Origin of the sequence: Streptomyces sp. PCS3-D2, from assembly GCF_000612545.2 — a bacterium.
Classification (GTDB): domain Bacteria; phylum Actinomycetota; class Actinomycetes; order Streptomycetales; family Streptomycetaceae; genus Streptomyces.
In genome coordinates, this window is sequence record NZ_CP097800.1 from 2,070,138 (window position 1) to 2,089,168 (window position 19,031).

The window sequence follows — 19,031 nt, forward strand, 5'->3', positions numbered from 1 at the left end:
TCGTGTCTTCGGTGGCTCCCACGCCGCCCAGTCTGTCCCACCAGCGGCCCGTACGGCGAAAGGCGCTGCCCTCCCGCCCGGCCGCCGCAGGGCGTCAGCGCAGCGAGGCCGGCACGTCCATCGCCGAACACACCGCGCGCCACACGTCCTTGGTCTCCCAGCCCGCCTCCAGGGCCTGGTGGACGGTCAGGCCGCCCAGCTCCGCCATGACGTGGTCCCGCGCGAAGGAGTCGGCGTAGCCGGCGCCGAAGTGCTCGGCCATCCGCTCCCAGAAAATCGTCAACCGCATGCCCCCAGTATCCCGCCCCGGGAGAGTGCACCGGCGGCGTTCGCGCCACGCCCCTCCGCGATCGCGCCCTACGTTGCACGCATGCCCGGAGACGAAGCTTCCCCACAAAGCCCGCGATCCCCGCGATCCCCACAGGCCGCACACCCCACACCGGCCATGCCCCCCACGCAGTCCCCTCCGCCCGCGTCGGACCCGCAGCCCGCTCTGGCCCGAGCCGAGCGCTTCATGTGGCTCACGGCCCGCGTCCTGGAACAACGGCGCTTCGCGTTCCACTTCCTCGGCGGGGACGCCGACGCGGTGGACACCGCGCTCGGCTCGTACCTCAACCCCGACGGCGGCTACGGCCACGCGCTCGATCCGGATCTGCGCGGCCCGATCAGCCAGCCCCTGCACACGGCGCACGCGCTGCGGGTGCTGGACAGCCTGGGACGCTGCGGCGGACAGCGCATCGAGCGGCTCTGCCGCCACCTGACCGGGGTCTCCACCCCGGAGGGCGCCCTTCCGGTGGTCTTTCCGGCCCGCCCCGGCTACCCCGCCGCCCCCTACCACCCGGTGTACGACGAACCGCCGGGCGAGCTGCTGACCACCGGCCCGGTCGTCGGCCTGCTGCACCGCAACCGCGTCTGGCACGCCTGGCTCTTCCGGGCCACGGACTTCTGCTGGGACCGGGTCGAGAACCTGCACCGCTCGCATCCGTACGAGGTGCAGAGCGCCGTGGCCTTCCTCGACGGAGTCCCCGACCGGTCCCGCGCCGCAGCCGCCGCGGACCGGCTGGGACGGCTGGCGCGCGAGCAGCGACTGGTCGTCCTCGACCCGCGGCGGCGGGCCGAGTTCCCGCCGGCTCCGGGCTACGCGCCGGGCGAGCAGCTGTTCCCGCACGACTTCGCGCGGCGGCCCGGGTCACTGGCCCGCGGCTGGTTCACCGACGAGGAGATGCGCCGCTCGCTGGACTTCCTCGCCGCCGGACAGCAGCAGGACGGCGGCTGGCCGGTCCGCCGCGAGGCCTGGGCGCCGGGGAGTTCCCTGGAGCGGCGGCCGATCGCGACGCTGGAGGCCCTGCTGACCCTGCGGGCCTACGGGCGCCTTCCGGCTCGGGTCAGCCTCCCAGGGCCCGTACCCCCGCGGTAACGGCGACGGCGGCCGCCACCACGACCAGGAACGGGGCCCGCAGCAGCAGCGCGATGCCCGCGGCGGCCAGCCCGGCGGCGCGGGCGTCGACGACCAGGGCGGACCCGGTGCTGAAGGTCTGTTGGGCCGTGAGCGCGGCGAGCAGCGCGACCGGCAGCAGCGCGGCCAGACGGCGCACCAGGGGCCGCTCCAGCGCCCCGGCGGGGACCAGCAGCCCCGCGTACTTCACGGCGTAGCAGCCGACGACGGTGAGCCCGATGGCGATCCAGACGTTCACGAACGGCGTCCCTTCATCCAGAGCACGGCGGGGGCGGCCAGGGCCGCGATCAGTACCGGCACACCGGCGGGCAGCACGGGCAGGAATCCCAACCCGAGGACGAGCGCGAGGGCGGCGACCGCACGCTCGGTGGCCGTCCTCAGCATCGGTGCGAGCAGGGCCAGGAACACGGCGGGTCCGGCGGCGTCCAGCCCCCAGGCACGGGTGTCGCCGATCGCCTCGGCGCCCAGCGCGCCGAGCAGGGTGGTGAGGTTCCACAGCGCGTAGAGGGTGAGCCCGGTGACGGTGAAGCCCAGCCGGGCCGATTTCCGGTCGGGCTGGGCCAGCGCCACGGCGGTGGTCTCGTCGATCACCCAGTGCGCGGCGAGGGGCCGTACGGCCCGGGGCAGCCGGAGCAGCTGCGACAGCCGCAGCCCGTAGAAGGCGTTCCGGGTACCGAGGAAGAAGGCCCCGGCGGCGGCCGTGAACGGGTTGCCTCCCGCGGCCAGGGCCCCGACCAGGGCGAACTGCGAGGCCCCGGTGAACACGAGCAGGCTCAGCACGCAGGCCTGCAGGGTGCTGATGCCGGCTCCGGCCGCCGTCACGCCGAAGGCGAACCCGGATAGGCCGACGGCGACCCCCACCCCGAGCGCGTCCCGTACGACCGCGGCCCGCGGCCGCCCGCCGGGGGCTGCTGTCTCCCTTATTTCTGGCTCTGTGACCAGCTGTTTCTCTCCCACGCCCCGAAACTACGCGGGCCCGGCGGGATGGGTCTTGTACGTTCTTGCGCGCGACCGGCGCGGCGCCCCGGGTTACGCCCCCGGCCGGACCCGCTCCCGACGGTAGGCGCCCGGCGGGACCCCCACGATGCGGGTGAAGTGGCGGTTCAGGTGGGGCTGGTCCGTGAAGCCGACGGCCACCGCCGCCTCCGCCGGCGGGGTGCCGGCGTCGAGGAGCCGCCGCGCCCGCCGGACCCTGGCGTCGGTCAGCCAGGTGTGCGGCGGCATCCCGTACCGGTCCCGGAAGGCCCGCAGCAGGGCGAACGGGCTCGTGCCCAGTTCCGCGGCGAGCTGTTCCAGGGACGGCGGGTCGGCGAGGCGTTCCTCCAGCACGGCCCGGGCCGCCGCCGCGTCGGCGCCGCCCGAGGCTCGGGGCGTACGGGCCGGCAGGGGTCCCGCGTACCGGGTCAGCATCCGGGCGACGACACCCCGCAGAAGGCTGTCGGCGGCCAGCGCGTTCCCGGCTTCGGCGGCCCGGTGCACCTCGGTGATCGTGCGCGAGGCCTGCGGGTCGGCGACGACGTCCGCGGTGAAGCCGGGGGTGCCACGCAGGGTGCCGACCTCGGCGGCGACCTCGGCGATCAGGGCGCGGGAGGGGTAGAGGGTGGCGTACGCCCACCCCTCGGGCGCACCGGCGCGCGCCGTGTGGGGCACCTCCGGGTTGATCAGGACCACGCTGCCCGGTCCGGCGCGCACGACGTGGCCGGGCAGGCCGACCTCCTCGATGCCGCCGGTGACGGCCGCGATGACGTAGCCGTCGTGCGCGTGGCGCGGGAACGTGTGGCGGACGTAGCGGGCGCGCAGCAGGTCCAGGCCGGGCAGTTCCTCGTACTGCCAGTGCCGTGCCCACTCCCGGTGGCCGTCCGCCGTCCCCATCCCCCCATTCTGCGCCCCGCCGCCGGCGCGTGTTTACCCAGGTCCGGGGCGTTGTCAGTGGCCGGGTGCACGATGGGGGCATGGCAGGCGCTGCGCTCGACTCGTTCTCCCCCGCGACCCGCTCGTGGTTCACGGGCGCCTTCGTCGAGCCCACCGGTGCGCAGGAGGGCGCCTGGCGGGCGATCGGGGCGGGCTCGGATGTGCTGGTGGTGGCGCCCACCGGCTCGGGGAAGACGCTGGCCGCGTTCCTCGCCGCCCTGGACCGGCTCGCCTCGACCCCGCCCCCCGCCGACTCGAAGAAGCGCTGCCGGGTGCTGTACGTGTCGCCCCTGAAGGCCCTCGCGGTCGACGTCGAGCGGAATCTGCGCAGTCCGCTGACCGGGATCCGGCAGGAGTCAGTGCGCCTCGGGCTGCCGGAGCCGGACATCCGGGTGGGGATCCGCTCGGGGGACACCCCGGCGGCGGAGCGGCGGGCGCTGGCCACGCGGCCGCCGGACATCCTCATCACCACGCCGGAGTCGCTGTTCCTGATGCTGACCTCGGCGGCGCGCGAGGCGCTGACCGGGATCGAGACGGTCATCGTGGACGAGGTGCACGCCGTCGCCGGGACCAAACGCGGCGCGCACCTCGCGGTGTCCCTGGAGCGGCTGGACGAGCTGCTGCCCCGCCCGGCGCGCCGGATCGGGCTGTCGGCGACGGTCCGCCCGGTGGACGAGGTGGCCCGTTACCTCGCGCCGCGCGGCACGGTGGAGATCGTCCAGCCGCCGTCGGCGAAGGAGTTCGACCTGTCGGTGGTCGTACCGGTCCAGGACATGGGCGAGTTGGGCGGCTCCCCCGCGTCGGAGGGCCGGGAGGGCGGGGACGCGCCGTCGATCTGGCCCCATGTGGAGGAGCGGATCGCGGACCTGGTGCAGGCGCACCGGTCGACGATCGTGTTCGCCAACTCCCGCCGCCTCGCCGAGCGGCTGTGCAACCGGCTCAACGAGATCGCGTACGAACGGGCCGTCGGCGAGAAGCTGCCCGAGCACTCCTCGCCGGCCGAGGTCATGGCCCAGTCGGGTGCGGCCCTGGGTGCCCCGCCGCTGCTGGCCCGGGCGCACCACGGCTCGGTGTCCAAGGAACAGCGGGCGCTGGTCGAGGAGGACCTGAAGGCGGGCCGGCTGCCGGCCGTGGTCGCCACCTCCAGCCTGGAGCTGGGCATCGACATGGGTGCGGTGGACCTGGTGGTGCAGGTGGAGTCCCCGCCCTCGGTGGCGTCCGGGCTCCAGCGGGTGGGCCGGGCCGGGCACCAGGTGGGCGCGGTCTCCACCGGGGTGGTCTTCCCCAAGTACCGGGGCGACCTGGTCCAGGCGGCGGTGGTCACCGAGCGGATGCGGACCGGGGCGATCGAGTCCCTGCGCATCCCCTCCAACCCCCTCGACGTGCTGGCGCAGCAGCTGGTCGCCATGGTCGCGATGGACACCTGGCAGCTGGACGACCTCCTCGCGCTGGTCCGTCGGGCGGCGCCGTTCGCGGCGCTTCCGGAATCGGCGTTCACGGCGGTGCTCGACATGCTGGCCGGCCGCTATCCGTCGGACGCGTTCGCCGAGCTGAGGCCGCGCGTGGTCTGGGACCGGGTGGCGGGGACCGTCACCGGCCGACCGGGAGCCCAGCGCCTGGCGGTCACCTCCGGCGGCACCATCCCCGACCGCGGGCTCTTCGGGGTCTTCCTGGCCGGCTCGGACCCCAAGAAGGGCGGCGGGCGGGTCGGCGAGCTCGACGAGGAGATGGTCTACGAGTCCCGTGTCGGAGACGTCTTCACGCTGGGCACCACCTCCTGGCGGATCGAAGACATCACCCGCGACCGGGTCCTGGTGACGCCCGCCCCCGGGGTGCCGGGCAGGCTGCCGTTCTGGAAGGGGGACCAGCTGGGCCGCCCGCTGGAACTGGGCCGCGCGGTGGGCGCGTTCCTGCGCGAGCTCGGCGCCCTCGGCGCGGAGGACGCCCGGCTGCGGCTGGTGGCGGCCGGCCTGGACGCCTGGGCCGCGGAGAACGTGCTGGCGTACCTCGCCGAGCAGCGCGCGGCCTGCGGCCACGTCCCCGACGACCGGACGATCGTGGTGGAGCGGTTCCGCGACGAGCTGGGCGACTGGCGGGTCGTGATCCATTCGCCGTTCGGCGCGCAGGTGCACGCCCCGTGGGCGCTGGCGCTGAGTGCCCGCCTGGCCGAGAAGTACGGCATGGACGCGCAGGTCATGCACGCCGACGACGGCATCGTGCTCCGCCTGCCGGACGCGGACCTGCTGTCCATGGATCTGCTGGACCACGACCCCGCGGGCCCGCCCGCCTTCGAGTTCGACGACGAGCAGGCGCCGCTGGGCGCGGCCGACGTCGCCTTCGACCACGGTGACGTCCACCAGATCGTCACCGACCAGGTGGGCGGATCGGCGCTGTTCGCCTCCCGGTTCCGCGAGTGCGCGGCCCGCGCCCTGCTGCTGCCGCGCCGCAGTCCCGGCCGTCGCACCCCACTGTGGCAGCAGCGTCAGCGCGCTTCGCAACTGCTCCAGGTGGCCTCGGAGTTCGGTTCCTTCCCGATCGTGCTGGAAGCCGTACGCGAATGCCTCCAGGACGTCTTCGACGTCCCGGGCCTGACCGAGCTGATGGGCGACATCGAAGCGCGCCGGGTCCGGCTGGTCGAGGTCACCACCCCGGAACCGTCCCCCTTCGCCCGCTCCCTCCTCTTCGGCTACGTGGCCCAGTTCCTCTACGAGGGCGACTCCCCACTGGCCGAACGCAGGGCGGCCGCGCTGTCGCTGGACTCGCGGCTGCTGGCCGAACTGCTCGGGCAGGCGGAGCTGCGCGAGCTCCTCGACGCGCAGGTGCTGGAGGAGCTGGAGCGCGAGCTCCAGTGGCTCACCGAGGACCGGCGGGCCAAGGACGCCGAGTCGGTGGCCGACCTGCTGCGTCTGCTCGGCCCGCTGACGCAGGACCAGCTGGCGGCGCGCGGGGCGGAGCCTGCCTGGGCGCAGGAGCTCGCCGCGGCCCGCCGCGCCATCCGGGTGCGGATCGGCGGCGCGGACCACTGGGCGGCGGTCGAGGACGCGGGCCGGCTGCGAGACGCCCTGGGCACCGCGCTGCCGGTCGGTGTCCCGGAGGCGTTCACCGAGCCGGTCAAGGACCCGCTGGGAGACCTCCTGGCCCGATACGCCCGCACCCACGGGCCGTTCACCACGGCCGCCGCGGCCTCCGCGTTCGGTCTGGGCGCGGCGGTGACCGAGGGTGCCCTGAACCGTCTCGCGGCTGCGGGGCGGGTGGTGCAGGGTGAGTTCCATCCGGCGGGCATCGGCCGGGAGTGGTGCGACACGACGGTGCTGCGCAGGCTCCGCCGCCGCTCGCTCGCCGCGCTCCGCCAGGAGCTGGAACCGGTCCCTCCGGCATCGCTGGCCACCTTCCTGCCTCAGTGGCAGCATCTGGGGGGAGCGCTGCGCGGCCTCGACGGCCTGGCCCGGGCGGTCGAGCAGCTCCAGGGCGCCCCGGTGCCGGCCTCCGCACTGGAGCGGCTGATCCTGCCCTCCCGGGTGGCCGGCTACTCCCCCGCCCTGTTGGACGAACTGACCACCACCGGCGAGGTGGTCTGGGCGGGAGCGGGAGCTCTCCCGGGCAAGGATGGCTGGGTGTCGCTCTACCTGGCGGACGCCGCACCGCTGCTCCTACCGCCGCCACACCCACTGGACCCGAGCCCCCTCCAGCAGGCGGTCCTGACGGCCCTCTCCGGCGGGTACGGTCTGTTCTTCCGGCAGATCTCGCAGGCGGTACGCGCCGAGTTCCCCGAGGTGTCGGACATCGCGCTGTCGGAGGCGGTGTGGGACCTGGCCTGGTCGGGCCGGCTCACCAACGACACCCTCGCCCCGCTGCGCTCGCTGCTCGGGTCGGGCCGCACGGCGGGCTCCACCGCCCACCGGGCGCGGCGCACGGTGCCGCGCGGCCGGTACGGCACGCTGAGCGCGACGGTGTCCCGCACCGGCCCTCCCACGGTCTCCGGGCGCTGGTCGCTGCTGCCGTCCCCCGCGCCCGACCCGACCCACCGCGCCCACGCCCTGGCCCGCACCCTGCTGGACCGGCACGGGGTGGTGACTCGGGGCGCGGTGGCGGCGGAGGGCGTGGAGGGGGGCTTCAGCGCGGTCTACCGCGTGCTGTCGGCCTTCGAGGACAGCGGCCGGGCCCGTCGGGGCTATGTGGTCGAGGGACTGGGCGCGGCCCAGTTCGCGATGGACGGCGCGGTCGACCGGCTCCGGGCCGCCGAGCGGACCCCTCCCCCGCTGGCGGCGGTGGTGCTGGCCGCCGCCGACCCGGCCAACGCCTACGGCGCGGCCCTACCGTGGCCCGAGCCCCCGGCGGGCGCGACCCACAAGCCGGGCCGCAAGGCGGGCTCCCTGGTGGTTCTGGTGGACGGGGAGCTCACGCTCTACCTGGAGCGGGGCGGCAGGACCCTGCTGGCCTGGGCCGGCCCGGAGGATCCGCGGCTGACCGCGGCGGTCGCCGTCCTCGCCGCCGGCTGCCGTGCGGGCACCCTGCCGGCGCTGACGGTGGAACGGATCAACACCGCGGCCGCGCTCACCTCGCCGCTCGGGCCTCCGCTCGAAGCGGCCGGGTTCCACGCCACACCCCGGGGACTGCGCCTACGGCAGTGATCAGCGCATCACCTTGACGCCGAAGCGGGCCCCGCCGAGCGCGAACTGGATGGCGCTGTGCATGTGGGCGTACATTTCCATGCCTCGGGAGCTCACCATCGGACCGAGGTCGAGGACGTCCTGCCAGCCATAGGACCGCAGCAGGCTGGTGACCTCCGCCTTTGCCTCGGGGTTCTCGCCCGCGATGAACATGGTGTGGTCGCCGCCCGCCACGGCCCGCGGATCCACGACGGTCTCCTGCTCATGGGTGACGCCCGCCTTGACCACCCGGGTCTTCGGCAGCGCGCGCTGGATCCGCTCTCCCAGGCTGTCGTGGTCGACCGGATCCAGGGCGGGCATCACCCCCCAGGGGGTGGGCCAGGGGTGGGCCTGCTCGGGGTTGTAGACGAACGGGACGGCGTAGTCCATCAGGGTCTTGCCCGCCAGGTGCTCCGCGATGCCGGTGAGCACTCCGACGGAGCTGGCCCCGTCGATCCCGTTGATGACGAAGTCGGCGGCCGCGGCGGCGTCGCCGAAGGTGCGCAGCTCGATGCCGGGGTAGTCGGCGAGCCACTGGCCGAAGGGTTCGACACCCATGAAGTCGGGCTCGGTGCGGCCCAAGGTCACCTGGGAGTCGCGGGTGCCGACGTACACCTCGTGCCCGAGGCCGAGCAGCTTGGCGGCGTGCGCGCGCCCGCCCGCGCCGGTTCCGAGGACTGCGATCTTCATCGTGTTGCTCCGTTTCTGGGTGGTGTCGTCCCCCGGGAAGGAGCCTGACCACCGCGACCGGGAAAGCCTGCAGAACCCGCCGACACGGCCGGAACCGGTGGGAGCGCATCGCCGGGGTGGCCGAGGGACCGCCGGGCGCCGGCCCGGGCCCCGGGTCGGCGGCCCGCCCGGGGGACAATGGGTGCATGCCCGAAGGCGACAGCATCCGGCGCGCGGCGACCCGCTTGCACGCGGTCCTGGCAGGCCGTGAGCTGACCCGGAGCGACCTGCGCGTCCCCCGCTTCGCCACGGCGGACCTCACCGGCCGCGTCACTCTCGACGTCACCCCGCGCGGCAAGCACCTCCTCACCCGCTTCGAAGGCGGGCTCACCCTGCACAGCCATCTCCGCATGGACGGTGCCTGGCACGTCTTCGCCGCCGGCGAGACGTGGCGCGGCGGCCCCGCCCACGAGATCCGCTGCGTCCTCGGCACGGCCGGGCACACGGCCGTGGGCTACCGCCTCCCCGTCCTGGAGCTGATCCGCACCGCCGAGGAGGACCGTGCCGTGGGCCACCTGGGCCCCGACATCCTCGGGCCGGACTGGGATCCCGGCCGTGCTGCCGCCAACCTCCTGGCCGCCCCGGAGCGCCCGCTCGGCGAAGCCCTCCTCGACCAGCGCAACCTCGCCGGGATCGGCAACATCTACAAGGCCGAGCTCTGCTTCCTGGCCCAGGTCACCCCCTGGACCCCGGTCGGCGAGCTTCCCGAGGCCAAGCTGCCCCGAATCGCCGCCGCCGCCCACCGGCTCCTGGCGGCGAACACCGGCGACCGGCCCGGACACCGCAACACCACCGGCATCCGCCGCCCCGGCCAGGATCTCTTCGTCTACGGCCGCGCCCACCGGCCCTGCCTGCGCTGTGGCACTCCCGTCCGCGAGGCCCCCCCAGGACGGCCGTCCCACCTACTGGTGCCCCCGCTGCCAGCCGGGGCCCGCTCCCGGCGCGGCACCCGGTCCTGGCCGGCCGATGGAGCACGATGATTGACGCCCCATCAGATGCGGTCGTACCGTCCCCCCATGCCCACACCGCCCGTGCCCACCGCCCCGTACGACCTCACCGGCCGCACCGCGCTGGTCACCGGAGCCGCCAGCGGCATCGGCCGCGCCACCGCCGTCCTGCTCGCCGCGGCCGGCGCCCATGTGCACTGCGCGGACCGTGACGCCCAGGGGCTGGGCGGGACCGCCGCCCTGATCACCGAGGCCGGCGGCCGGGCCACCGCCCACCCGCTCGACGTCACCGACCGGGCTTCGCTCCGGGCGGCCGTCAGTGCGGCGGGCCCGCTCGACATCGCCGCCGCGATCGCCGGGATCATGCACACCAGCAGCGTCCTGGAGACGGCCGACGAGGACCTCGACCGAGTCCTGGAGGTCAACTTCAAGGGAGTCCTGCGCACCTGCCAGGAGGCCGCCCGTTCCATGATCGCGGCGGGCCGCCCGGGATCGATCGTCACCATGGCCTCCGGTGCCGTGGACGCCGCCCAGCCCGGCCTGCTCTGCTACAGCGCCGCCAAGGCCGCGGTGGTCCAGCTCACCCGGACCCTCGCCACCGAGGCCGGCCCGCACGGCATACGGGTCAACGCCGTCGCCCCCGGCTGGATTCGCACCCCGATGACCGGCCGCCACGGCCCCGGGGTTCAGGAACAGACCGAGGCAGCCATGATCCGCATGTCCCCGCTGCGCCGGGTCGGCGAGCCGGAGGACATCGCCCGGGCGGTGCTCTACCTGGCCTCGGAGGCCTCGTCTTTCGTCACGGGCCAGATCCTGCGTCCGAACGGCGGAGTATCGATGCCGTGGTAGCCGGGCCGGCCCCCGCGGCTGCGTCGCCACCATCCCGGCCGCCGCTGCGCCGGGCCCGGCGCAGCGGCGCCGGAACACAGTGCACCGGCAACAGGCCCAGCCCCCAGCCGCCGACCGCCACCGCGCCCTCCACAGCCCCCGACGCACCGGGTGCCAGGACCAGCCGCAGCACGGCCCACCACCACAGAGCCCCCGCCGTCAGCGCCAGGGCCGCCAGGACGGGGACGCGCGACACGGCGGGTATCCGACGCAGTGACGTCCGCACTGCCACCTCCAGGGGCCGGGACCCGGACGGCCCCATGGTCTCGCACCCCCATTGCTCCCGCACCCAGAACGGCCGGGAGCCCCGGCCGGTGCTCCACGCACCGGCCGGGGCTCCGGCCAAGCTCGAACACGCACGTGCTCGCTCAGGCGGCTACTACATTCACCGCTTCCGCAGGCGCCTTGATGGTCACCCGCTCCGGACCCGCGACCGAAGCCATCGAGACCGAATTGAGCATCGGGCGGACCGGTACGGTGACCGGTTCGCTTGCCGCGGTCGACTGTGCCAGCTCGGCGAGCGACAGCTCGTCACTCACTTCGCGCATCAGCTCGGACATCCGTACGTCCAACGCGTCGCAGATCGCGGAGAGCAGCTCGGAGGATGCCTCCTTCTGCCCCCGCTCCACCTCGGAGAGATAGCCGAGCGAAACTCGGGCCGACGAGGAGACTTCGCGCAGAGTACGGCCCTGGCGCTGGCGCTGCCGACGCAGCACGTCACCCAGCAGGCGACGGAGCAGAATCATCGGTGGCTCCCTCCTCTGACCGTGTAGCCGCATCCTTCACGCCCCACCGTACCGCCTCGCGCCGCGGCCGTGCGGGGAGCGATGTCGTGTTCACTCAGGGCTGCAAACATCAAATCCCCCCGTTCTGTTCCGTATCCTGCCCCCGCGCATTCTCACGGAGTTCGTCCGAGAGAAGCTCGAGCACTGTCCGTGCACTCTCCCTACGGATTTCCGCCCGGGAGCCGTTCAACCTCAGACGGACCGTTTTCCTGCTCCCCGGACCGTCCACGGCGACGAAAACCGTGCCCACCGGCTGCCCGTCCTGCGGCTCGGGGCCGGCCACCCCGGTCGTCGCGATCCCCCAGGACGCGCCCATCACCCGGCGCACACCGGCCGCCATCTCGGCAGCCACCTGGGCGTTCACCGCACCCTCGGCCGCCAGCAGGGCCGCGTCCACGCCCAGGACCCGGTGCTTGATCTCCGTGGCGTACGCCGTGACCGAACCGCGGAAGGACCGGGAGGCGCCCGGGACGGCCGTGAACTCGGCCGCGACCACCCCACCGGTCAGGGATTCCGCGACGGCGACCGTCTGGTCACTCTCCGCGAGGAGCTGGAGCGCGTACGCAGCGGCCGTGCGCCCCCCGCTCGCTCCCGCGCGCCCCTGCGCCACGGGAGCATCCCCCGCCCCGTCGGTCACCGCGCGGCCCGCTCCGCAGCGAGACCCTGGCGACGGAGCACGATCGCCTGGCGGATGTAGTCCAATCCGGTGACGACGGTCAGCACGACCGCGATCGCCATCACCCAGAAGCGCATCGTCGCCAGCGCGCCGGTCAGTGCGAGGACGTACATGCCCACGGCAGTGCCCTGGGCCAGCGTCTTCAGCTTGCCGCCGCGGCTGGCCGGAATGACCCCGTACCGGATGACCCAGAAGCGCAGCAGCGTGATCCCGAGCTCCCGTCCGAGGATCACCCCGGTCACCCACCATGGGAGGTCGCCCAGCCAGGAGAGGCAGATCAGCGCCGACCCCATGATCGCCTTGTCGGCGATGGGGTCGGCGATCTTGCCGAAGTCCGTGACCAGGTTGTACGTACGGGCCAGGTGCCCGTCGAAGATGTCCGTGATCATCGCGACGGCGAACGCCGCCCAGGCCCAGGCCCGCCACGCCGGGTCGTAGCCGCCGTCGGCGAGCAGCAGCAGGACGAATCCCGGCACCAGCACGAGCCGGATCATCGTCAGGATGTTGGCGATGTTCCACAGGCTGGCCTGATCGACCGCCGCGGCCCCCAGCTTCGCGCCGGGGACCGGCCGGCGGCCGGTCCCGCCCGCCGCAGATGCCGGGACACCGGTCATCCGGCCGCCTCCTCGAAGTCCAGGTCCAGGGGCTCGGCCACGAGGTCCACTCCCAGGCTGCCGACCACCTTCGCCGTGACGATACGCCCGGGAACCAGGCCCGTGCCGTCCGTGAAGACGACCTGGCCGTCGGTTTCGGGGGCCTGATGCGCGGCGCGCCCGTAGGCGCCCTCGCCGTCCTCCGCCTCGTCGAACGGAACGACCGTCTCCACGAGCACTTCCAGGGTCTCGCCGATCCGCTCCTCCGCACGCTGGGCGGTGAGCTCCTCGGCGAGCCGCTGCATGTGCGCCAGGCGCTCGGCGATCGTGTCCTCGTCCAGCTTGTTCTCGTAGGTGACGGCCTCGGTGCCGTCCTCGTCGGAGTAGCCGAAGACGCCGATCGCATCGAGGCGGGCGTGGGTGAGGAAACGCTCCAGCTCGGCGAAGTCGGCTTCCGTCTCGCCGGGGAAGCCGACGATGAAGTTGGATCGGACGCCGGCCTGCGGAGCCTTGGAGCGGATGGTGTCGAGCAGCTCCAGGAAGCGGTCGGTGTCACCGAAGCGGCGCATCGCGCGCAGCACGTCGGGGGCCGAGTGCTGGAAGGACAAGTCGAAGTACGGCGCGACCTTGGGCGTCGAGGTCAGCACGTCGATCAGGCCCGGGCGCATCTCGGCGGGCTGCAGGTAGCTGACCCGGACACGCTCGATCCCGTCGACGGCGGCGAGCTCGGGCAGCAGGGTCTCCAGCAGCCGGATGTCGCCGAGGTCCTTGCCGTACGAGGTGTTGTTCTCGGAGACCAGCATGATCTCCTTGACGCCCTGCTCGGCGAGCCAGCGGGTCTCGCCCAGCACGTCGCCGGGGCGGCGGGAGATGAAGGACCCGCGGAAGGACGGGATGGCACAGAAGGAGCAGCGCCGGTCACAGCCGGAGGCCAGCTTGACCGAGGCCACCGGGCTCTTGCCCAGGCGGCGGCGCAGCGGGGCGCGCGGGCCGGAGGCGGGAGCGACACCCTCGGGCAGGTCCGCGGGGGCCTCGGCGGGCTCCTCGGCGGGCGCCTGGGCGTGCCCGGGGAGGGCGACGTCGGCGGCCTGGCGCGCGGCGGGGCTGATCGGCAGCAGCTGGCGGCGGTCGCGCGGGGTGTGGGCTTCGACACTGCCCCCGCTGAGGATGACCTGGAGGCGGTTGGAGATGTCGGCGTAGTCGTCGAAGCCGAGGACCCCGTCGGCCTCGGGAAGGGCCTCGGCGAGCTCCTTGCCGTAGCGCTCGGCCATGCAGCCGACCGCGACGACGGCCTGGGTCTTGCCGTGATCCTTGAGATCGTTGGCTTCCAGCAGGGCGTCTACGGAGTCCTTCTTGGCGGCTTCGACGAAGCCACAGGTGTTGACGACGGCTACGTCCGCTTCGGCGGCGTCCTCGACGAGCTCCCAGCCATCCGCCGCCAAGCGGCCTGCGAGCTCCTCCGAGTCCACCTCGTTACGGGCGCAGCCAAGAGTGACAAGGGCGACGGTACGGCGTTCGGGCATGGACTCAAGACTACTTCGTCCCGGCGCCGGCCCCCGCCGCGCGTCCCCGCACATCAAGATCCCCGGGGTGCGCGGAGCGCCCCGGGGATCTCGGTCCTCGCCCGCCGCCCTGGGGCGGCGCCTCGGTCAGCCCGCCTGCGGCTGGCCCTGGGAGGGGTCTTCCTTGGTGTAGGTGAGGCGTTCCACCTGGCCTCGCTGGAAGTCGTCCTTGATCTCCTTGCCGTTCACGAAGAGCTTCACGGCCCCGGCGTCGCCGAGCACGAGGTCGACGGACTCCTTGTCCGTGAAGGTCTTCGACTCGCCCCGGACGAGGGTGCCGTCGAAGAGGAGCCGGCCCGTGGAGTCCTTCGCGGAAATCCAGCTCTCGCCCGTGTCGGCTGTCAGGACGACCGTGACGAGGTCCTTGGGCGCGGCGGCGATGGCACTGTCGGAGGGGTCCGGCTGGGCGGCCGACGGAGCCTGGGAGGGCAGCGCGGCCGGCTTGCCGCCGGTCTGCTTGGGTGCGGGCTTGGGGGAGGCGGATCCTTCCGCCACCGGGCGCTTTTCCTTCTCGTCTCCGCCGCTGAAGGCGGTGAAGCCCACGAAGCCGATCACGGCGACGATGGCCGCGACCATGGCCGCGGTCCAATTGGGCCGCTGGCGCTCGGGGCGGATCCGCTCCGCCTCGAACATCGGCGCGGCGGGCGTGGGTGCCGGCCGGCCGCCGTGGGCCGCGTCGTAGCTGTCGACCAGCGGTGCCGGGTCGAGGTGGACGGCGCGGGCGAGCGTACGGATGTGGCCGCGGGCGTAGACGTCGCCGCCGCACCGCGTGAAGTCGTCCTCTTCGATCGCGTGCACGATCGGGATGCGCACGCGGGTGAGGGAACTGACGTCGTCGACTGTGAGCCCGGCGGCGATCCGGGCCTTCTTGAGGGCCGACCCGATGGACGGCTCTTCGACGGAACGTTCGATGAGACGGTCCTCGGACCGGTCGTCGGTCGAAGGCCGCTCTTCTTCGGGGGAGTTGGAGTTGCCGATGGACACAAGGGCGCCTTTCGAGCGTGTAGCCACCTGCTGGATGTCCAGTCTAGGGGGGTGACGAAAGGGTGGAGCAACCGGAGGGTGCCCTTCCTACGCCATACGAATGGCGACGGGAGGTCCCCTTCGGCGTGGCGGCCCGACACCGTACGCGAGTCGTGCGCGCAGCCGCCCCTCCGTTCAACTTGACGCGGGCCCACGGGAAACGGTTGCCCGCGATTTCACTACGAATCCGTCTCGCCCCGGATGACCGCGAGCACGCCGTCCAGATCGTCGGCCTTCAGCAGGACGTCACGCGCCTTCGAACCCTCGCTCGGCCCGACGATGCCCCGCGACTCCATGAGGTCCATGAGCCGACCGGCCTTCGCGAAGCCCACCCGCAGCTTGCGCTGGAGCATCGAGGTGGAGCCGAACTGCGTGGTGACGACGAGCTCCGCCGCCTGGCACAACAGGTCCAGGTCGTCGCCGATCTCCTCGTCGATCTCCTTCTTCTGCTTCTGCCCCACGGTGACGTCGTCCCGGAAGACCGGTGCCATCTGGTCCTTGCAGTGCGTGACGATCCCGGCGATCTCCTCCTCGGTGACGAAGGCGCCCTGGAGGCGGACGGGCTTGTTCGCCCCCATCGGCAGGAACAACCCGTCCCCCTTGCCGATGAGCTTCTCGGCACCGGGCTGGTCGAGGATGACCCGGCTGTCGGCCAGCGAGGAGGTCGCGAAGGCGAGGCGCGAGGGCACATTCGCCTTGATCAGTCCCGTGACCACGTCGACCGAGGGCCGCTGGGTGGCCAGCACCAGGTGGATGCCGGCGGCGCGGGCCAGCTGGGTGATGCGGACGATCGAGTCCTCGACGTCGCGCGGGGCCACCATCATCAGGTCGGCCAGCTCGTCGACGATCACCAGCAGGTACGGGTAGGGGCTGAGCTCGCGCTCGCTGCCTGGCGGGAGCTTGATCTTCCCGTCCCGGATGGCCTGGTTGAAGTCGTCGATGTGCCGGTAGCCGAAGGCGGCCAGGTCGTCGTAGCGCAGGTCCATCTCGCGCACGACCCACTGAAGTGCCTCGGCAGCCCGCTTGGGGTTGGTGATGATCGGCGTGATCAGGTGCGGGATGCCCTCGTACGCCGTCAGCTCGACCCGCTTGGGGTCGACGAGGACCATCCGGACGTCCTCCGGGGTGGCCCGGACCATGATCGAGGTGATCAAGCAGTTGATGCAGGAGGACTTGCCGGAGCCCGTCGCACCGGCGACCAGTACGTGGGGCATCTTGGCGAGGTTGGCCATGACGTAGCCACCCTCGACGTCCTTGCCGAGCGCGACCAGCATCGGATGGTCGTCCTCGGCCGCGTCCGCGAGGCGCAGTACGTCGCCCAGGTTGACCATCTCGCGGTCGGTGTTGGGAATCTCGATGCCGACCGCGGACTTGCCCGGGATCGGACTGATGATGCGCACGTCGGGGCTGGCCACGGCGTAGGCGATGTTCTTGGTCAGCGCGGTGATCCGCTCGACCTTGACGGCCGCGCCGAGGGTGACCTCGTAGCGGGTGACCGTCGGGCCCCGGGTGAAGCCGGTGACGTCGGCGTCCACCTTGAACTCGGTGAAGACGTTGCGCAGGGAGGCCACCACGGCGTCGTTGGCGGCGCTTCGGGTCTTGCCCGGACCGCCCTTCTCCAGCAGCTCCAGCGAGGGCAGGGAGTAGGTGATGTCCCCGCGCAGCTGGAGCTGCTCGGCGCGGGGCGGCAGCGGCTGGGCCTCCGGCGGGGCCTTGGTCAGGTCGGGCACCGCCAGCGTTCCGGAGGCCGCGGCGGTGGTGGCGTGCGGCTGCTCGGCACTCTCGGGCGCGGCCTCCGGTACGGCGGTCCCGGCGGAGAGCCCGCCGCGGGCGGTCGGCACCGGGGCGGTGACCGCCACGCCCTCCCGCTCGGCGGTGATCCCGTGCGTGAGGTCGGCGACGAGCGGGGAGGGCGGCATGCCGCCGTAGACCGCTCCGTCCAGTGCCGCGGCGGCGGCCGCGGCCACGTCGACGGCGTCCATCTCCCGGTCGATCGCCGGACGGGCGGCGGCCTTGCGCGGCCGGCGCCGCCGGGCCAGCGCCTCCTCCTCGGCGGCGTCCGCGGGGTCGCCGGAACCCTCGGGCGCCCCCGAGCGGGCCCGCCACTGCTCGGGGTCGTGCCGGGCGGCGGGCCCGCCCGCGGCCTCCCCGTAGCCCTCGTCGTACTCGTTCGGCGCGACGATCCCGAGCCGGATGCCGAGCCGGCGCAGCCGCTGCGGGATCGCGTTGACCGGGGTCGCGGTGACCACGAGCAGCCCGAAGACCGTCAGCAGCACCAGCATGGGCACGGCCAGCGGGGCACCCATGGTGAAGATCAGTGGCTTGGAGGCGGCCCAGCCGATGAGCCCGCCGGCGTTCTGCATGGCGGTGGTGCCCTCGTCGCGGCCGGGTGCCCCGCAGGCGATGTGGACCAGGCCCAGGACACCGACCACGAGGGCGGACAGCCCGATGCCGATCCGGCCGTTGGCGTCGGCCTGGTCGGGGTGGCGGATGAAACGTACCGCCATGACGCCGAGCAGCATCGGCACGAGCAGGTCCAGCCGCCCGAAGAGCCCGGTGATCAGCATGGTCACCAGGTCTCCGACGGGACCGCTCAGGTTCGACCAGGTACCGGCGGCGACGATCAGGGCGAGCGCGAGGAGGAGCAGCGCCACCCCGTCCTTGCGGTGGGCGGGGTCGAGGTTCCTGGCTCCCTGGCCGAGCCCGCGGAAGACCGCGCCGACCGCGTGGGCGCACCCCAGCCACAGGGCCCGCACCAGTCGCAGCACGCCGCTCGTCGGAGACGGCACGGGCTTGGCCGCGGCCTTCTTCGCCGGGGCGCGCCGTGCGGCCGCGGCCTTCTTCGCCGGGGGCTTGCGTGCCGGGGCGGCCTTCTTCGCGGGCGCCGTCGTACGGCCGGTGCGGCCCTTCGCGGTGCCCGCGGTGCTCGGGGAACCCTTGCCGGACGTACGTGAGGCCATGGGCCGAGGTTACCGGTGCGCGCGCCGGTGGACACGCGTGCCCACCCCTTCACCCGATCGTGTCGTCGTCCGGGTGGGCACTTTGACGGCCCGCCAGGCCGGACGCGAGCACGGTCAGTTCTGCGAGGGCAGCGCCGGAGCCCCTCCGGCGCTGCCGGGCTCCAGCGCGTCGAGTGCCCGGCGCAGTCCGGTGAGTTTGCGTTCCAGATGGGCCGCGGTCGCCACGACCCCGGCATCGGCCGCATCCTCGCCGAGTTGCTTGCTCAGCGCTTCGGCCTGCTCCTCGACCGCCGCGAGCCGTGCGGAGAGCTCGGCCAGCAGGCCCGCCGCCTCCTTGCCTGCGTCCACGCCGTTGGAGCCGCTGCCTTCCAGCTGGAGCCTCAGCAGGGCCGCCTGCTCCCGCAGTTGGCAGTTCTTCGTGTAGAGCTCCACGAACACGGAGACCTTCGCCCGCAGCACCCACGGGTCGAACGGCTTGGAGATGTAGTCGACCGCGCCCGCCGCGTAACCGCGGAAGGTGTGGTGCGGACCGTGGTTGATCGCGGTGAGGAAGATGATCGGGATGTCCCGGGTCCGCTCCCGCCGCTTGATGTGCGCGGCCGTCTCGAAGCCGTCCATACCGGGCATCTGGACATCCAGCAGGATGACCGCGAAATCGTCCGTGAGCAGCGCTTTGAGCGCCTCCTCCCCCGACGACGCCCGGACCAGTGTCTGATCGAGCGCGGAGAGGATGGCCTCCAGCGCCAGCAGATTCTCCGGCCGGTCGTCGACCAGGAGGATCTTGGCCTTCTGCACCATGCCCTGTCCTCCTCGCCCCGGCATGGGGCCTCCCCGGCTCCTGGCACCGGCCTG

The 19,031-nt window shown here is 73.3% G+C and carries 15 protein-coding genes and 1 pseudogene; 4 read left to right on the forward strand and 12 right to left on the reverse strand.

The genetic code is table 11. From position 1 onward, the window contains the following. Positions 1 to 94: 94 nt before the first annotated feature. Positions 95 to 289 (reverse strand): DUF3046 domain-containing protein, encoded by a 195-nt coding sequence (locus AW27_RS08335; protein ID WP_037929867.1) that lies wholly within the window; start codon positions 287 to 289, stop codon positions 95 to 97. Between the two features lie 156 nt (positions 290 to 445). On the opposite strand from AW27_RS08335, the gene AW27_RS08340 reads away from it, so the two are divergent. Next, positions 446 to 1,417, forward strand: a complete 972-nt coding sequence (locus tag AW27_RS08340; protein WP_052031343.1) for a hypothetical protein — start codon at positions 446 to 448, stop codon at positions 1,415 to 1,417. On the opposite strand, the gene AW27_RS08345 is transcribed toward AW27_RS08340, so the two are convergent. From AW27_RS08345 to AW27_RS08355, 3 genes are all read right to left on the reverse strand, one after another. Further along, a complete protein-coding gene (locus AW27_RS08345) occupies positions 1,386 to 1,694 on the reverse strand; it encodes an AzlD domain-containing protein (RefSeq protein WP_037929870.1) in 309 nt (102 codons plus the stop codon). The two genes, AW27_RS08340 and AW27_RS08345, sit on opposite strands and share 32 nt — an antisense overlap. Further along, entirely contained in the window at positions 1,691 to 2,413 is a 723-nt protein-coding gene (locus AW27_RS08350) for an AzlC family ABC transporter permease (protein WP_370466465.1), read from the reverse strand. Before AW27_RS08350 ends, AW27_RS08345 begins: the two co-directional genes overlap by 4 nt. 72 nt (positions 2,414 to 2,485) lie before the next feature. Further along, positions 2,486 to 3,328, reverse strand: a complete 843-nt coding sequence (locus tag AW27_RS08355; protein ID WP_037929873.1) for an AraC family transcriptional regulator — start codon at positions 3,326 to 3,328, stop codon at positions 2,486 to 2,488. Between the two features lie 80 nt (positions 3,329 to 3,408). Here AW27_RS08355 and AW27_RS08360 point away from each other — a divergent pair, with 80 nt between their 5' ends. Continuing rightward, positions 3,409 to 7,998 (forward strand): ATP-dependent helicase, encoded by a 4,590-nt coding sequence (locus tag AW27_RS08360; RefSeq protein ID WP_037929876.1) that lies wholly within the window; start codon positions 3,409 to 3,411, stop codon positions 7,996 to 7,998. On the opposite strand, the gene AW27_RS08365 is transcribed toward AW27_RS08360, so the two are convergent. Beyond that, positions 7,999 to 8,706, reverse strand: a complete 708-nt coding sequence (locus AW27_RS08365) for an NADPH-dependent F420 reductase (protein ID WP_037929879.1) — start codon at positions 8,704 to 8,706, stop codon at positions 7,999 to 8,001. A 185-nt stretch (positions 8,707 to 8,891) separates the two neighbouring features. Here AW27_RS08365 and AW27_RS08370 point away from each other — a divergent pair. Next, a pseudogene (locus AW27_RS08370) lies at positions 8,892 to 9,729 on the forward strand (Fpg/Nei family DNA glycosylase). A 32-nt stretch (positions 9,730 to 9,761) separates the two neighbouring features. Further along, positions 9,762 to 10,541, forward strand: a complete 780-nt coding sequence (locus tag AW27_RS08375) for an SDR family NAD(P)-dependent oxidoreductase (RefSeq protein WP_236647862.1) — start codon at positions 9,762 to 9,764, stop codon at positions 10,539 to 10,541. Positions 10,542 to 10,948: 407 nt separating this feature from the next. On the opposite strand, the gene AW27_RS08385 is transcribed toward AW27_RS08375, so the two are convergent. The 7 genes from AW27_RS08385 to AW27_RS08415 all read right to left on the reverse strand — a co-directional run bounded on the left by AW27_RS08385 (position 10,949) and on the right by AW27_RS08415 (position 18,977). Continuing rightward, on the reverse strand, positions 10,949 to 11,326 hold the full coding sequence (locus AW27_RS08385; RefSeq protein ID WP_037929886.1) for a helix-turn-helix domain-containing protein: 378 nt from the start codon (positions 11,324 to 11,326) through the stop codon (positions 10,949 to 10,951). Positions 11,327 to 11,435: 109 nt separating this feature from the next. Continuing rightward, positions 11,436 to 11,975 carry a CinA family protein gene (locus AW27_RS08390; protein ID WP_052031352.1) on the reverse strand — a complete coding sequence of 180 codons (540 nt, stop codon included), beginning with the start codon at positions 11,973 to 11,975 and terminating at the stop codon, positions 11,436 to 11,438. 23 nt (positions 11,976 to 11,998) lie between these two features. Further along, a complete protein-coding gene (gene pgsA, locus AW27_RS08395) occupies positions 11,999 to 12,655 on the reverse strand; it encodes a CDP-diacylglycerol--glycerol-3-phosphate 3-phosphatidyltransferase (RefSeq protein WP_030029316.1) in 657 nt (218 codons plus the stop codon). After that, positions 12,652 to 14,157 (reverse strand): 30S ribosomal protein S12 methylthiotransferase RimO, encoded by a 1,506-nt coding sequence (rimO, locus tag AW27_RS08400; RefSeq protein ID WP_052031344.1) that lies wholly within the window; start codon positions 14,155 to 14,157, stop codon positions 12,652 to 12,654. Before rimO ends, pgsA begins: the two co-directional genes overlap by 4 nt. A 126-nt stretch (positions 14,158 to 14,283) precedes the next feature. Continuing rightward, complete coding sequence (locus AW27_RS08405; protein ID WP_037929897.1) at positions 14,284 to 15,180, reverse strand: helix-turn-helix domain-containing protein; 897 nt, start codon at positions 15,178 to 15,180, stop codon at positions 14,284 to 14,286. Between the two features lie 218 nt (positions 15,181 to 15,398). Further along, positions 15,399 to 18,179 carry an FtsK/SpoIIIE family DNA translocase gene (locus AW27_RS08410; protein WP_037929901.1) on the reverse strand — a complete coding sequence of 927 codons (2,781 nt, stop codon included), beginning with the start codon at positions 18,177 to 18,179 and terminating at the stop codon, positions 15,399 to 15,401. 114 nt (positions 18,180 to 18,293) lie between these two features. Continuing rightward, positions 18,294 to 18,977, reverse strand: coding sequence for a response regulator (locus AW27_RS08415; RefSeq protein ID WP_037929904.1), 684 nt, complete (start codon positions 18,975 to 18,977; stop codon positions 18,294 to 18,296). Positions 18,978 to 19,031: the final 54 nt, after the last annotated feature.

Coding starts and splice junctions, on each gene's coding strand:
- AW27_RS08375 (WP_236647862.1), top strand. CDS start 9,762: ATGCCCACACCGCCCGTGCCCACCGCCCCGTACGACCTCACCGGCCGC.
- pgsA (WP_030029316.1), bottom strand. CDS start 12,655: ATGACCGGTGTCCCGGCATCTGCGGCGGGCGGGACCGGCCGCCGGCCG.
- AW27_RS08415 (WP_037929904.1), bottom strand. CDS start 18,977: ATGGTGCAGAAGGCCAAGATCCTCCTGGTCGACGACCGGCCGGAGAAT.
- AW27_RS08360 (WP_037929876.1), top strand. CDS start 3,409: ATGGCAGGCGCTGCGCTCGACTCGTTCTCCCCCGCGACCCGCTCGTGG.
- AW27_RS08365 (WP_037929879.1), bottom strand. CDS start 8,706: ATGAAGATCGCAGTCCTCGGAACCGGCGCGGGCGGGCGCGCGCACGCC.
- AW27_RS08385 (WP_037929886.1), bottom strand. CDS start 11,326: ATGATTCTGCTCCGTCGCCTGCTGGGTGACGTGCTGCGTCGGCAGCGC.
- AW27_RS08335 (WP_037929867.1), bottom strand. CDS start 289: ATGCGGTTGACGATTTTCTGGGAGCGGATGGCCGAGCACTTCGGCGCC.
- AW27_RS08410 (WP_037929901.1), bottom strand. CDS start 18,179: ATGGCCTCACGTACGTCCGGCAAGGGTTCCCCGAGCACCGCGGGCACC.
- rimO (WP_052031344.1), bottom strand. CDS start 14,157: ATGCCCGAACGCCGTACCGTCGCCCTTGTCACTCTTGGCTGCGCCCGT.
- AW27_RS08340 (WP_052031343.1), top strand. CDS start 446: ATGCCCCCCACGCAGTCCCCTCCGCCCGCGTCGGACCCGCAGCCCGCT.
- AW27_RS08355 (WP_037929873.1), bottom strand. CDS start 3,328: ATGGGGACGGCGGACGGCCACCGGGAGTGGGCACGGCACTGGCAGTAC.